Origin of the sequence: Parasphingorhabdus litoris DSM 22379 (assembly GCF_020906275.1) — a bacterium.
GTDB lineage: Bacteria > Pseudomonadota > Alphaproteobacteria > Sphingomonadales > Sphingomonadaceae > Parasphingorhabdus > Parasphingorhabdus litoris.
Window position 1 is genome coordinate 750,022 of record NZ_CP086727.1, and the last position, 12,682, is coordinate 762,703.

General features: G+C 51.9%; 14 protein-coding genes. 8 read left to right on the forward strand and 6 right to left on the reverse strand.

Going from position 1 to position 12,682, the window contains the following annotated elements:
* The first annotated feature begins 10 nt into the window (after positions 1–10).
* The 5 genes from BS29_RS03715 to BS29_RS03735 all read left to right on the forward strand — a co-directional run bounded on the left by BS29_RS03715 (position 11) and on the right by BS29_RS03735 (position 4,583).
* Complete coding sequence (locus BS29_RS03715; RefSeq protein WP_229955877.1) at positions 11–1,204, forward strand: acyl-CoA dehydrogenase family protein; 1,194 nt, start codon at positions 11–13, stop codon at positions 1,202–1,204.
* A gap of 42 nt (positions 1,205–1,246) precedes the next feature.
* Positions 1,247–2,383 (forward strand): acyl-CoA dehydrogenase family protein, encoded by a 1,137-nt coding sequence (locus BS29_RS03720; RefSeq protein ID WP_229955878.1) that lies wholly within the window; start codon positions 1,247–1,249, stop codon positions 2,381–2,383.
* 12 nt (positions 2,384–2,395) lie between these two features.
* Positions 2,396–3,187 (forward strand): SDR family oxidoreductase, encoded by a 792-nt coding sequence (locus BS29_RS03725; RefSeq protein WP_229956936.1) that lies wholly within the window; start codon positions 2,396–2,398, stop codon positions 3,185–3,187.
* Positions 3,188–3,253: 66 nt separating this feature from the next.
* Positions 3,254–3,784: a hypothetical protein gene (locus tag BS29_RS03730; RefSeq protein WP_229955879.1), complete on the forward strand. Its 531-nt coding sequence runs from the start codon at positions 3,254–3,256 to the stop codon at positions 3,782–3,784.
* A 112-nt stretch (positions 3,785–3,896) separates the two neighbouring features.
* Positions 3,897–4,583, forward strand: a complete 687-nt coding sequence (locus BS29_RS03735) for a DUF4197 domain-containing protein (RefSeq protein ID WP_229955880.1) — start codon at positions 3,897–3,899, stop codon at positions 4,581–4,583.
* Positions 4,584–4,936: 353 nt separating this feature from the next.
* Here the strand turns inward: BS29_RS03735 and BS29_RS03740 are convergent, their stop codons facing one another.
* Positions 4,937–5,509, reverse strand: coding sequence for a DUF1993 family protein (locus BS29_RS03740; protein ID WP_229955881.1), 573 nt, complete (start codon positions 5,507–5,509; stop codon positions 4,937–4,939).
* A gap of 867 nt (positions 5,510–6,376) precedes the next feature.
* Here BS29_RS03740 and BS29_RS03745 point away from each other — a divergent pair.
* Positions 6,377–7,273 (forward strand): SDR family oxidoreductase, encoded by an 897-nt coding sequence (locus tag BS29_RS03745; RefSeq protein ID WP_229955882.1) that lies wholly within the window; start codon positions 6,377–6,379, stop codon positions 7,271–7,273.
* 186 nt (positions 7,274–7,459) lie between these two features.
* Here the strand turns inward: BS29_RS03745 and BS29_RS03750 are convergent, their stop codons facing one another.
* Both BS29_RS03750 and BS29_RS03755 read right to left on the reverse strand, forming a co-directional pair.
* Positions 7,460–8,050 (reverse strand): DUF1353 domain-containing protein, encoded by a 591-nt coding sequence (locus tag BS29_RS03750; RefSeq protein ID WP_229955883.1) that lies wholly within the window; start codon positions 8,048–8,050, stop codon positions 7,460–7,462.
* A gap of 531 nt (positions 8,051–8,581) precedes the next feature.
* The gene (locus tag BS29_RS03755) at positions 8,582–9,499 is read right to left on the reverse strand and encodes a hypothetical protein (RefSeq protein ID WP_229955884.1); all 918 of its coding nucleotides are present in this window, start codon (positions 9,497–9,499) and stop codon (positions 8,582–8,584) included.
* A 302-nt stretch (positions 9,500–9,801) separates the two neighbouring features.
* Between BS29_RS03755 and BS29_RS03760 the strand changes: the two genes are divergently transcribed.
* Together BS29_RS03760 and BS29_RS03765 are read left to right on the forward strand one after the other, a co-directional pair.
* Positions 9,802–10,296, forward strand: a complete 495-nt coding sequence (locus tag BS29_RS03760; protein WP_229955885.1) for a DUF7282 domain-containing protein — start codon at positions 9,802–9,804, stop codon at positions 10,294–10,296.
* Between the two features lie 262 nt (positions 10,297–10,558).
* Entirely contained in the window at positions 10,559–11,245 is a 687-nt protein-coding gene (locus BS29_RS03765; protein WP_229955886.1) for a pentapeptide repeat-containing protein, read from the forward strand.
* A gap of 139 nt (positions 11,246–11,384) precedes the next feature.
* On the opposite strand, the gene BS29_RS03770 is transcribed toward BS29_RS03765, so the two are convergent.
* From BS29_RS03770 to BS29_RS17545, 3 genes are all read right to left on the reverse strand, one after another.
* Positions 11,385–11,795: a hypothetical protein gene (locus BS29_RS03770; protein WP_229955887.1), complete on the reverse strand. Its 411-nt coding sequence runs from the start codon at positions 11,793–11,795 to the stop codon at positions 11,385–11,387.
* Between the two features lie 74 nt (positions 11,796–11,869).
* The gene (locus tag BS29_RS03775) at positions 11,870–12,232 is read right to left on the reverse strand and encodes a DUF1905 domain-containing protein (RefSeq protein WP_229955888.1); all 363 of its coding nucleotides are present in this window, start codon (positions 12,230–12,232) and stop codon (positions 11,870–11,872) included.
* 20 nt (positions 12,233–12,252) lie between these two features.
* Positions 12,253–12,657: a GFA family protein gene (locus BS29_RS17545; RefSeq protein WP_407673743.1), complete on the reverse strand. Its 405-nt coding sequence runs from the start codon at positions 12,655–12,657 to the stop codon at positions 12,253–12,255.
* Between the last annotated feature and the right edge of the window lie 25 nt (positions 12,658–12,682).

Consider the following 12,682-nt stretch of genomic DNA (forward strand, 5'->3'; position numbering starts at 1 on the left):
AATCACCACCATGTCCGATCTTGAAAGCTTCCGCAAAGAGACTGCTGCTTGGCTAGAAGCAAACTGCCCGCCCGAAATGCGACAGCCTGTTGTTGATGAAAGCGATATATGCTGGGGCGGCAAAAACCCGACTTTCAAACCCGGCCAGAAAGAGTGGATGGATAAAATGGCCGCCAAAGGCTGGACCGTTCCTGATTGGCCAAAGGAATATGGCGGCGGCGGTTTGTCGCGTGCTGAAACCAAGATCTTGCTGCAGGAAATGGGGCGTCTGAAAATGCGATCGCCGCTTTCGAGCTTTGGCATCTGGATGCTTGGGCCCGCGCTGCTGCATTTTGGCACCGAAGAGCAGAAGCTACATTTCTTGCCACCAATTGCCCGCGGTGAAGTGCGTTGGTGTCAGGGCTATTCTGAGCCAGGCTCAGGTTCCGATCTTGCATCGCTGCAAACCTCCGCAGAAGACAAGGGTGATCATTATCTCATCAATGGTCAGAAAATATGGACCAGCTATGCCGATAAAGCGGATTGGATTTTCTGTCTGACGAGGACTGACAAATCGACCAAGCATAAAGGCATAAGCTTCATGCTGTTCGACATGACGACCAAGGGTGTTGAGACGAAACCTATCGTTCTGATCTCCGGACAATCCGCATTTTGTGAGACATTTTTCGCTGATGTCGAGGTGCCGAAAACATATGGCGACGGTGTTTCCTCGGTAGTTGGCGAAGTAAACCGCGGTTGGGATGTTGCCAAATATCTGCTGGGGCACGAACGCAGCATGATTTCGGGTGATGGCTCTTCCGGGGCAACGTCACTGGGTTCAAAATTTGCCGATCAATATGGCCGCGATGAAATGGGCCGCCTGGATGATCCAATGCTTCGCGCCCAGATGGCGGAGATGGATATCGATGTGCTTGCCTTCCGCGCGATGGCCGAACGTTTCGGTGACACTTTTAAAGCCAATCTTTGCCATCCGGCGCAGCCTAACATGATGAAATATGCCGGGACCGAAATCAACAAGCGCCGCCATGAACTGATCATGTCAGCAGGCGGCAGTGAAGTATTGGAATGGGAAAGCGATGCATCTAATGGCGGACTGACCGCGCGTGGTTGGCTCCGAACCAAGGCCAATAGTATTGAAGGCGGTACCAGCGAAGTGATGCTGAACGTCGTTTCCAAACAGATATTGCAATTGCCCAACGCCTAATCGCGACGGCAATTAAACAACCCTATTAGAAGGAAAAAAGCGATGCCGCTTTACTTGAATGACGACCAAAAAATGCTGCAGGATAGCGCAGCCGACTTTATGAAGGGCGAAGGCAGTGTCGCTCATCTTCGTGAGTTTCGGGACAAAAATTGCAAAGATGGTTTCTCGCATGCGCTTTGGAAGCAGTTTGCAGAAATGGGTTTCACCGGAATTTTGGTGTCGGAAGATGAAGGCGGTCTTGGCCTTGGCAATGTAGAAGCCGGCGTTGTCCTCGAAGAGATTGGACGCAATTTGACGCCCTCTCCGTTTTTGACCACGGCAGTTGCAGGCGTGGAAGCGCTTAACGCTGGTGGGAAAGCATTGCGCGAGAAATATTTCCCCGGAATTCTATCTGGTGACAGTGTGTTGGCACTTGCAATTGATGAAGGGGCCAAGCACCGACCAGACCAGATATCTATGGCGGCGACCCGCGAAGGAAATGGTTTCAAGCTGGACGGCAAAAAGCAATTTGTCGTGCAGGGCGGCTCCGCCGACACATTGATTGTAGCTGCGCGGACGAGCGGCAGCGCAGGTGATGAAAAAGGGCTGACTCTGTTTGCTGTCGATACAAGTGCCAATGGCCTCTCCCGTGACAGCGTACGCTTGGTTGATAGCGCAATGGCTGCCCATGTCGAATTTGACGGCGTGGTTGTTGATGCTGATGCAGTAATCGGTGAAGTTGATGAAGGCGGTGCAGTGCTTCAGCGGATGTTGAATGCGGGCCGGACAGGCGCGGCTGCTGAGACTCTTGGTGTTGGCGCAGGCGCGATGGATATCACCGTGGAATATATCAAGGGCCGCAAACAATTCGACACGATTATCGGCACCTTTCAAGCGCTGCAACATCGTGCCGCCCATCTTTACAGCGAGATGGAAATTGCGCGGGCAGCGGTTCTGAAGGCGCAGCAGATGCTTGATGAAGGCTCATCCAAAGCCGAACTGATGGTATCTGTCGCGAAAGCCAAGTCCAGTAAAGCAACATCGCTGTCGGTCAAAGAAGGCGTGCAGATGCATGGCGGCGTTGGAATGACGGATGAATATGACATCGGGCTCTACATGAAGCGTGATCGCGCGCTTGCCGAGTTCATGGGTGACGCCAATTATCACACCAATCTCGTTGCCGAAATGCATGGCTACTAAAAGGACATAATGATGGATTTTAACAAGCTGTTTTCTCTCCAAGGCCGTGTTGCTCTGGTTACCGGCGGTCACCGCGGCATTGGACGGATGATTTCGGAAGGATTTTTGGCCCAGGGTGCCAAGGTCTATATCTCAGGCCGAAAAGCCGATGCCTGTGATGCGGCCGCTGCTGAAATGGGCGACAACTGCATTTCCATTCCCGGTGATGTTAGCACCGTTGACGGTTGTAAAGCTCTCGCTGCCGAGCTGGCCAAGTATGAAGAGAAGCTCGACATCCTCATTAATAATGCTGGCGTGGCCTGGGGTGAAGAATATCTGAGCTTTCCCGAATCCGGCTGGGACAAGGTCATGGACACCAATGTCAAAGGTCTGTTCTTCCTGACACAGGCGCTGCATCCCCAATTAAAAGCCGCTGCCAGTTTTGAGCGTCCGGCCAAAGTCGTCAATATTGCCTCCATTGATGGCTTCAAGGTCAATCCTTGGGAGACTTACAGCTATCAGGCATCGAAGGCGGCAGTGGTTCACTTGACCCGCAAAATGGCCTCAAAACTGGTCTCGGAAGATATTATCATGTCCGGTATCGCTCCCGGCGCTTTTGCTTCGAACATGAACAAGGCGGCACGCGACCATGAAGATGCGGTCGAAAAAGGCATTCCTGCAAAACGTATTGGTCGACCCGAAGACATGGCTGCAGCCGCCATCTACCTTGCGAGCAGCGCAGGGGATTATGTGATTGGCACGACCCTGATCGTTGATGGGGGCGTCGTTAATGCGGCTAATCCCGGTGCAACAATAGAGCCCTAACAAGCACCGACTTGACCTGATCTCTCCATACTGTATTATGAGAACAATACAGTATGGAGATTCCTGATGACTTACAAATATCTTGCTGCGGTTGCCACTATCCCCTTGGTCCTGTCTGCCTGTTCGGCCGGCGAGAGTAAGGATGGTGAGGGCTTTGAAATGTCCATTGATGTCGATGGCGAGGAAGGCAAACAGGCCAGTAAAATCAATATCGGTGGTGAGGGCGAAGACAGCAAATTCTCCATAAAGACGGATGGTTTTTCGATGGATGTCGATTTGCCGCAGATATCGTTGGATAGCGATGATTTTGATCTGAACAATGTCTCTCTTTACCCGGGCACTAAAGTAACCGGTCTGGATGTCGAAGATAAAGACGGCGAGGGCGGCAAGGTCGTCCTCAGTTTTGATGCGCCAAGCAGCACCGAAGAGCTTGTAAGCTGGTTTGAAAAGAAGATGACAGACGAGAATTTTGTTGTTGAGAAAGATGGTACTACGCTCTCGGGCAAAACCGATGAGGGTGATCCGTTTGTTTTGAAGCTGACCGAAAAGACTGCGGATGAAACCAGCGGAGAGCTGGAATTTTCAGAAAATAAGTAAGCGCAGCGCCCAAAACTCGAAACAAAATTTTACACAATTTCGTAAAGCTATTCAGCTTGCTGCCAAAATGCTATGTTAAGAAGGTCTCACAAAAAATAGCAGGAGCGGGATTATGCGGAATATGACAAAGAAATTGAAACTCAGCGCGGCAGCGGGTTTGTTGGCAGTACCATTATCTGTGTCTCCGATATTGTCTGCTCCGGCGCTGGCGCAAGATGCTGGTGTGAAAAGTCTTTTGGGCGATGCTTCGGACGGCGCGCTTGACAAATTGTCACAGCCCGGCGCCTTTTATGCCGACAAAGCGGTCCGGGTATTGCTGCCTGGGCCTCTTAAGAACGCCACCAAGATCTTGCGCTTCACCAGCAAGGCTGGCCTGACGAAAGATATTACCAAAAGCCTGAATGATGCAGCCGGCAAGGCGGCTTTGGAAGCCAAACCGGTTTTTCGTTCAGCCATTGACAACATGACCCTGACCGATGGTGTGGGCATTGTCACGGGCGGCGGTACGGGCGGTACTGACTATTTGCGCAAAACGTCTGGTGAAGAACTGGCGGTCAAAATCCGGCCGTTGGTCGAAAAAGCACTCGGCGAAGTCGGAGCCTATAAACAAGTCGAAAGCCTCGGTTCGATTTCCGCGCTGTCGTCGCTTGGCGGGCTTGACCTGTCCCGTGACGGATTGACTGATAGTGTGACCGAGCAGGCGCTGGATGGCATATTCTCCTATATCGGTGCAGAAGAGAAAAACTTCCGCAAAAACCCGCTGAAAAAGGGGTCGAAGTTGCTCAAGGATATTTTCTAGCAAATATTTCGGTTGCAAAATGTGCAACTAATCAATCTCCGTTTTCAATTGCAACTTAACTGTTTTGCGACCATCTCCTGTCTACAAGTTAGACAGGAAAAGTGATGTTTGATCGGCGTTTTTAAAACAGGAGTTTGTCCCATGAAAACGCTTTTCAATATTGTAGCTTCTCTGACCGTCAGCACCATCATCTTGATGTCGACGGTTCAGGTTTAATAGCTACCGATTTTTCAGTCTCGGTTGCCTCCTCCTCCTCCCGATAGGCACCGGGATTGTTCCGACGGTCCGGCCCTTTCAAATATCCCCCATAGAGAAAGGCCGGACCAACGGATTTTCGTTTGACTATCCCGTACCTAATGCGAAGCCTCGGCAATAGTTTCAGGACGAAGAAACTCCAGCATATGGGGTATGTAATCCACCTTGCCGAGCTCCACTTTCTCACTGCGTAATATGGCGTAAGCAGTCATGAGGTGGAAATAAAACTGGGCCAACGCCCAATCACGAGCATATTGTTCCGCCGTCAGGTCAAATATCATGCCGCTGGGAAGCTCATGCACGATGGGCGCATCTCGATCAGTATCCAGCGCGTCCGCCGCAAGATCATCCAGCAAATTCAGTGCTTCTTGAATCCGCGTTTGCGCGTCAGCCAGTGAACCCGGCTTGTCAATTGCATCGCGCCCTTCGTCGACCAGTTGATGAAGAGATTCTGGAAAAGCCTCTCCTCTCAAACGATAGATCGGCTCCTGGGCCTGTACACAGACAAACCGAATCTGGGTTGATAGCGGAAACATATCAGGTGCAAGGCGTGCGGCGAGCAGTGCTTCCGCATCTTCCTTGGGAATCTGTGCCTCAGCCTTTTTCAACCAACCTGAAAGTGCTTTTAACATTTGCTGATATGTGGGGACGAGCAACTTTGTTAATGACATGGTTTTCCTTTGATCTGGAATTTTGATGACCGGGACTGACAGTCATTCTCGCCGTCAGCGCCGTTGAACCCGCTCAATTCTATCATTGTGGGGCCAGAGTAGGAAAGCGGTTTCAATATTCTGCCCCCGTGAAAAACATTGTCCACAATCGGGCAACTGTTTTTCCACAAGAAAGATCAGCATCTGTGGATAAATGGCCTTCAGACATTTGGTGCGACTCGCAAACTCATGTCATAAGGAATTCATCGGACGGAGTTTGAATGGAACCGGCGACAAGTCAGCAATGACCCGTTGGAACGATCTAAAGCCTGAAGATAATCGAGACGAACATAGTGTTTTTCGCAAGGAAAATAAGATGATCTTTCGATTGATGATTGGAAGAAAACCGAGAAGCGAAGGCGCAAGCCGGAGCGGATCAGATGGACAACAATCATCGGGTGACTGGACCAATATCGGGTTTAAACCGAAACATGATTGCGCAAGCGATGATGCGGAAAACCGAAAACCACTAACGATATTGGCCCGGAAACCGGACGCCGGAAAAGCGGACGTTGAAATCGCAAGAGGACAGCATCCCAAATCAGGCGCAGTGGGAGCCGTGAACCGAACTTGTTCGGAGACCGGCTCCCATTTTTTTGGGCGCTACAAATGGGCGACCCGTTCGCGGACCATTTTTTCCATTCATTCAGATCCCGTTCTTTTTGACCCCGTTCTTTTTGACCCCGTTCTTTTTGACCCCGTTCTTTTTGACCCCGTTCTTTTTGATAGGTCCCTTGAACCATATTTCCCTCAAGCCCTGGAGTTGGTATCTTCTGACCGACAACAAGGCATGAAACATGCTGCAATATCTTAAGTAGGACAGGAAAAATGGACATTTCAAAACTCATGTTTCGCGACGATCTGATGAAGGACGAGCGCATATTGATCACTGGCGGCGGCACCGGCCTCGGCAGGGAAATGGCCGAGGGTTTCCTGAAGCTCGGCGCAGAAGTCCATATTTGCGGACGCCGCGGTGAGGTGTGCAAAGCGACTGCCGAAGAGCTGGTCGAAAAACATGGCGGCACCGTAGTTCCGCATCCCTGCGATATCCGCAATGCCGAGATGATCAGCGAGATGAACGACCTGATCTGGTCGCAGCACGGCCCGCTGACCGGACTAGTCAATAATGCCGCCGGCAATTTCATCTCCCGCACTGAAGATCTGTCGGTGCGCGGTTTTGATGCGATCGCCAATATCGTTTTTCGCGGCACATTCTATATGACCCATGACATTGGCAAGCGCTGGATCGCGGCTGGCGACAAGGGCAGCATCTTATCGATCCTAACCACTTGGGTGTGGAATGGCGGTCCCTTCACTGTTCCCTCTGCCATGTCCAAGGCGGGCATCAACGTCATGACACAAAGCCTTGCCACCGAATGGGCGCGCTATGGTTTGCGCCTCAATGCCATTGCTCCCGGCGCTTTCCCAACCGAAGGTATGTCCAATCGTCTCGCGCCGAGCAAGGGTGATCAGGACAAGATGGGCAGCAGCGTTCCGATGGGCCGCGTTGGCGAGATGGACGAACTGGTCAATCTTGCTGCCTATCTGATGGGGCCGGGGTCACAATATATGACCGGACAGACGATCGCGATTGATGGTGGTGCCTATAATGCAACTGGCGGGAATTTCTCAGCCCTGACTGCATGGGGTGATGAGCAATGGCAGGCTGCGCGGCAGGCGATTGAGGGCCAAAACCAGAAGGATCGCGCCAAACGTACCGTTTGATCGCCGTACCGCAGCGCAGGAGCTCGAAGCGCTTTTCTGTGCCCCTGCGCAGGGCGGGGCCCATCTCCAGCCTGCTGTTTTGAAGCGGCAGTGATGATGGGCAGATGTTTCGCCTATCCTCGCATCCTGACTTTTCCACACCATGGGAGATAGGCTCCTGCCTACGCAGGAGCACGCCCGTACCAGTCATTCGGTTGCGCCCAATTTCTCTTCGATCATCGCTTCGACATCAGCGATAGTTGCGCAACTCTTTGCGAAATCATCACACATGGCCTCAAAAGCCTGGGCATCCGTTTCACGCCGATGCCAGAGAGTCAGGTCGGCCGGTGGTGCAGGCCTGTCGACACGTTCGCTCTGTTCCAGACTGCTATAGGCCGTCGGCGTCATCGCCTCCGCCAGCTCGCTATTATAGTCCGCCGCGACGTCCCAGCGCGGCCCGGCATAATAGACCGCGGCATACATGATCCGGGCCTTCGCGCCGCTGACTTTTGAGGTGCGCATCGCTTCATAGAACATGCGGTGCGTGGCCTTCCATTCGCGGGTGCGGATGTCGCAATACCAATCATGCACAACCGATGCCTTGCGATAACGGCCGACAAACGGGCTACCGAGGATCGACCAGGCGAATTTCGGGATCGATGCGCCATCCACGCGCACCATGGCAGGCACGCTCCATACCAACTGCGCATCGTCAATGAAGGCGAAGCGATTGAGCAGCGTCATGATCCGCCCGTCTTCATCCCATTCAAACCGTGGTCGTCCGGTATAATGTGCCATAGGCATCCTTTCTTCGCCCCATATGCGGGGGCAGATCGTCATTATAGCATAACTGTCCGGGGATCTTCCCGTCGAGTGATCGCCGTCACAACAGGGCGCAGAATCACCTGCTACTAAAATCTGGCGATGCCGCTTATTTCGCAGGAGTTTGTGGGGGGCAGCGGTATCGCACCACCACCGGGGCCCAACCTGGTGGCTGGTATCTTCCCTTTGGGACCGCCCTGTTTGGGCATACCTCTGGAAGCTCGATGGCAAAGCGACCCGGCCATCGAGCTTCTTAGAGAGAATCGACTCCCAAACCACCCGATCCACGAAATTTTTCCTTATTTTCCGGGCATCTGTGAGCATCGTCACACTATATTTAGTTTTTTCGTTCATATCAGAGGCCACGGAGTTTAAGCGTCACGCAAAAACACCGTAAATTCTGGGGAAGTCCGGCGGCACAAGCGACCCAGTCGTCGGGCTTCTCTTGAATTTCTTTTCCTGACAGTCCTGCAATTTCGCCACGAAGTTTACAAAGTGCACATAGTCCTATGGCGCTTCTGGAGCCACGCTCTTTGCTACCTGTGACAACAGAGCATCGGTGGGCCAATCGGCAGTCATATTGGGCGCAACAATTGTCGCGACATAGCCCGGGTCATCGCGTGAAATCGGATGTGCCTTGACCGCAGGATGGTTGGCCATCAGCCGCTTTGCTTCCTCCATGGTCATACGGCAATATTCAACCGGCTCTCCGTCGCCATAGTCAATCTCGTGAACCGGACCATATTTTTCATCCGCCGCCGCCATCAGGGCGTTATCTGCTGCCTCTTCGTCACGCTTTTCCATGGCTGTCTGTTCGGTCTGGGCGGCCGTACTGTTTTCGCGCCGACAGGTGGCCTCAATTTGCCGCACGGCAGCCTCCGCCTCACTCTCGGCGACAAGCCCGACGATTTCGTCTGTCGTCGGTTCGCTGATCAGCGGGGCCGTATCTTCTTCGGCGGCTATTGCATCCATCATTTCGCCAAACCGCGCTGCTCCGCGGCTGACCGTTACGCGCTCGGCCAGCTTGTCGAGCCGTCCGATATGCGCGAGAAGCAGGCGGCTGTCATAGCGCCGTTTTGTGCCGACCACTTCACCCTGATGGTAAACCTCTTCCTCGATCCCGTTGATCGCCCGGTCCTGCAAAATATCCGTCGCTATATCGCGCGATAGGAGTATAGCCGCGTCCCAGCCCCGAGAGAAATTCATATCCCGCCGTTTGAGATTATAGGCCGACCGCCGTGACCGCTGGACAAGCTTCGCTGCGGCACTGATATTCCCGCAATTGGCCAACGCTTCCAGAAACCGGACGCGAATATCGGGCGTCCAGCCATCATGGCGCGGCGTGGGAGAGGCATATTCGCCATCTTCCGTAACTCGCGCAATCTTCCCGTCGATATTTTTCGCACATTGATCATCATAAGTCATTTCCGTAACACTCCTAATTTGGTTCTTTGAATGACTCAGCATAACCTATATGGTTATGTGTAGGAAAGGCCAGTTGTCGCTGACCATCTTGCCGCATCCGGCGATTGCTGCGCCTCTTTGTGGTGTGTCATCTTGTCCCTTTTGGGGGTGCTATTGTGTTGTGAACAGAAGCATCTATAAAATGTTTGAAAAACAAGCTTTTCAGCAAGGCGTGGCAAGCGCCGTAAACAGAGGAAGAGGGTCTGGGCATGTACAGCAAACGCGCGCTATCTTTTATGGGATCACTGGCTTTTATTACATCAATGGCAATCTTGTCCGGAACGGCATCCGCACAAGAAACACCCCAAAGATCGCAAATAACAATGGGCAATGGCACGGCCAATGCGATCGAGGTTGAAGGCTTAACCCGACAGGATGAGGAGCTCGTCAGTTCCGAAATCCGCGTCGATGGACAGAATGTATCGACCTTGCGCGCAAACATCACCGCCGTCACCTTTCCCGCTGTCACGATTGAAAAGGCCGGTTGGATCGTTCTTCATCCGGTTATAGATGGCCGCCCGGATGGCGATATCGTGTCGGGCTATACCTATTTGGAACCGGGACAGAGCGAGAGCGTAACAGTTGTGATACAGCACCCTGCCGATGCCGGTGACAAGTTTTTGGCCATGCTGCACAGCGACGTTGATCAAGACCGCGTGTTCGATTTTGTGTTTGTTGAAGACGGGATCAATGTCGAAGATCGTGCGGTTTTTGAAGGAACCCGGATGATCGCCCATTTGATCAGCCTACCCGAATAGGGGGATTTGGATCAGCGGTCGCCGGCGGCTGGTTTATCCCGAAGGCAACATAAGCTTTACACTTGGAACACGATGCAAGCTGCTTATTTGCCTCGATATTTTGCAATTGTTGAATAATCGATCAGCTTCATTTTTCTGGATTATAGACCTAAAGTCAGGCTTTGATTGACTCGCATTCGTCATCGGCTGACGCAATAAGTAACACCAATTTAACCAGCAATCACAGCTGGACTGTGTCGCTGACCAACGTTAGAATTTTGCGATGGAAGATTTGTTTTCGCATGATGCACTGCAGGGCAAAACCCTTGCTCGAGCTGACGTAGTGGCTTTGCTAGGGTCCTCACAGACTTTTATTGGTTGCGACTTTGAGGAAGCAGACCTGTCGGGTATGAACTTGGCGGGCTGGAAGTTTGAGCGGTGCAATCTTCGCCGCTGCGATCTGAACCGCGCGAAGCTCGAGGCTACCACTTGGTCATCTTGCCGAGGGCCGTTCGCCAGTTTCACGGGAAGCGATCTGACTGGTGCACTTTTCGTTGGCAGCGACTTCAACAATGCCTCATTCAAGGATGCTACACTTCAAGAGGTGGAGTTTACTCAGTGCAAACTCACCGGCTCGGACTTGTCGAGGGTCAGAACGTTCGATATTGCTTTCGAGGAGACGCTGCTCATTAATGCCAAGCTGTCCGGTCACTCGTTCCGCAAGGCAACTTTGAATCGAGTCGATTTTTCTCAATCTGATCTCCGCAACTGCGATTTCCGTCATGCAATGCTGGATCACTGCAGCTTGCGCGAGGCAGATATGGCAGGATCGCGCTTTGATGGATCTGACCTGCGGGGAGCCGACCTTGGCGGTTTACGACTTATCGACGCCAGCCTGTTCCAAGGAGCGACAATCTCGCGTGAGCAGGCTGGAAAACTCTTGAGCGAACTTGGCCTAAAGGTTCGGTAGGAACATAGTTATCGATGAAATTCTAAGTTAGAATGTCCACTTCTGTGTTCATAGTAGATCCGACTGCTGTATTCCGAAAACGGACTCTAGTTATGCATCTGGATTTGTTCTTTGATTCTGAATTTCTGATACAGCCTTTCTAAATTTGATTTGTAGTCAGACCAACGTCTATGCCATCTCCCACTGTGTCTCCGCATCTAGTCACAATGGATGAGTAGGAATATTTTGCAATGCTGCCATCGGCATTGGATTTGTGGTGGCTGATTCCAATGTGATATTGGAACGTTTCGCCAAATGCCTTCTCAACAGCAGTCTCGGTTTCAATCTTCTCAATTGAACAGCAATCATCAAAGAAGGAAATTTGCTTTTTCGAAGTTATCTTGTTTCTGTCTATTAGCTTCTCCAGAAATCTAGCCTTTGCTCTTTCGATCAATACGGTTTCAACGTTGCCTTTTTGCTCAAATTGCGGACATGGCCCATCTCTGCCAACACACCCCTGAACCATTAAGCCAGCAACTGTTGTGAACAAAATCGAACGTCCTCGAACCATCTAGCGCCATACCTTCCGTCCTATTTACTTGTCTATTTGTGATATCACTTCAGGATTTGGATAATTCCGAATTCCTAATAGCAGCTAAAAATTAACGTCCGCTCTTGCGCCCTAAACGGACATGCTTCGCTGTTATTGCCCACTACGATGCCCTCCGTCTTGCGCACCGAGGCTTTAACGGGAAGCACATAGGCATTCTCATCAATTCCTGGAAATATTGACGTCTGCCAAACGGTCTCTCCAATCTTTGCCTCCACCTTCACCGCGCCCCAACCGCGCTTTGTTGGCAGCCCGAGTTCAAGTCGTGTGACGGTGGCGTGGGCCTGAATCTCTTCCCCAACATCATCGGGTACCGACAAAAAATGATAGCTGCCGCGACGATTTTCGCTGGTCCAAGTCCAGAGTTCGTTGGTTATCGTATAAGCAGGATTTGACACCGAAACGGTCTCGCAGATCGTCACGGATACGCTTCAAACGCCACAGGTGCGTCCAATTCGGGGCACCATGTTGGCCGATGCTGGTTTTGCACCGTGCTTGAAAGTTTGAAGGCCGATGGATCATCGAAGCATCCGAGAGACACCAATCGCATCCCGGGATATGCTTTCGGGTTAACCCAATGCACATTGGAATAGCATTTGGCACAGAGATATCTTTTTACCCCCGGCCATTTGGGCATCTGGGGATCGAGTTCAAGAGCATCCGACATTGCTACGACGTCTGTTTCCGGAAAAACCGCAACCGCGTTCCCCATGGAACCCGTCATTCTCTGGCAATAATCGCAGTGGCAAACAAAACATCGAAGGGGATCGCCGGCTAATTCTATCGATACGGCTTTGCATGCACATCGTGCTGTAATCGGCATTGTTTACTCCTGCTCGGATTTTGAA

Excerpts from the sequence above, each read along its gene's own strand:
- BS29_RS17545 (WP_407673743.1), bottom strand. The coding sequence starts at position 12,657 with ATGCCGATTACAGCACGATGTGCATGCAAAGCCGTATCGATAGAATTA.
- BS29_RS03720 (WP_229955878.1), top strand. The coding sequence starts at position 1,247 with ATGCCGCTTTACTTGAATGACGACCAAAAAATGCTGCAGGATAGCGCA.
- BS29_RS03745 (WP_229955882.1), top strand. The coding sequence starts at position 6,377 with ATGGACATTTCAAAACTCATGTTTCGCGACGATCTGATGAAGGACGAG.
- BS29_RS03750 (WP_229955883.1), bottom strand. The coding sequence starts at position 8,050 with ATGGCACATTATACCGGACGACCACGGTTTGAATGGGATGAAGACGGG.
- BS29_RS03715 (WP_229955877.1), top strand. The coding sequence starts at position 11 with ATGTCCGATCTTGAAAGCTTCCGCAAAGAGACTGCTGCTTGGCTAGAA.
- BS29_RS03730 (WP_229955879.1), top strand. The coding sequence starts at position 3,254 with ATGACTTACAAATATCTTGCTGCGGTTGCCACTATCCCCTTGGTCCTG.
- BS29_RS03735 (WP_229955880.1), top strand. The coding sequence starts at position 3,897 with ATGCGGAATATGACAAAGAAATTGAAACTCAGCGCGGCAGCGGGTTTG.
- BS29_RS03765 (WP_229955886.1), top strand. The coding sequence starts at position 10,559 with ATGGAAGATTTGTTTTCGCATGATGCACTGCAGGGCAAAACCCTTGCT.
- BS29_RS03770 (WP_229955887.1), bottom strand. The coding sequence starts at position 11,795 with ATGGTTCGAGGACGTTCGATTTTGTTCACAACAGTTGCTGGCTTAATG.
- BS29_RS03755 (WP_229955884.1), bottom strand. The coding sequence starts at position 9,499 with ATGACTTATGATGATCAATGTGCGAAAAATATCGACGGGAAGATTGCG.
- BS29_RS03760 (WP_229955885.1), top strand. The coding sequence starts at position 9,802 with ATGGCAATCTTGTCCGGAACGGCATCCGCACAAGAAACACCCCAAAGA.
- BS29_RS03725 (WP_229956936.1), top strand. The coding sequence starts at position 2,396 with ATGGATTTTAACAAGCTGTTTTCTCTCCAAGGCCGTGTTGCTCTGGTT.
- BS29_RS03740 (WP_229955881.1), bottom strand. The coding sequence starts at position 5,509 with ATGTCATTAACAAAGTTGCTCGTCCCCACATATCAGCAAATGTTAAAA.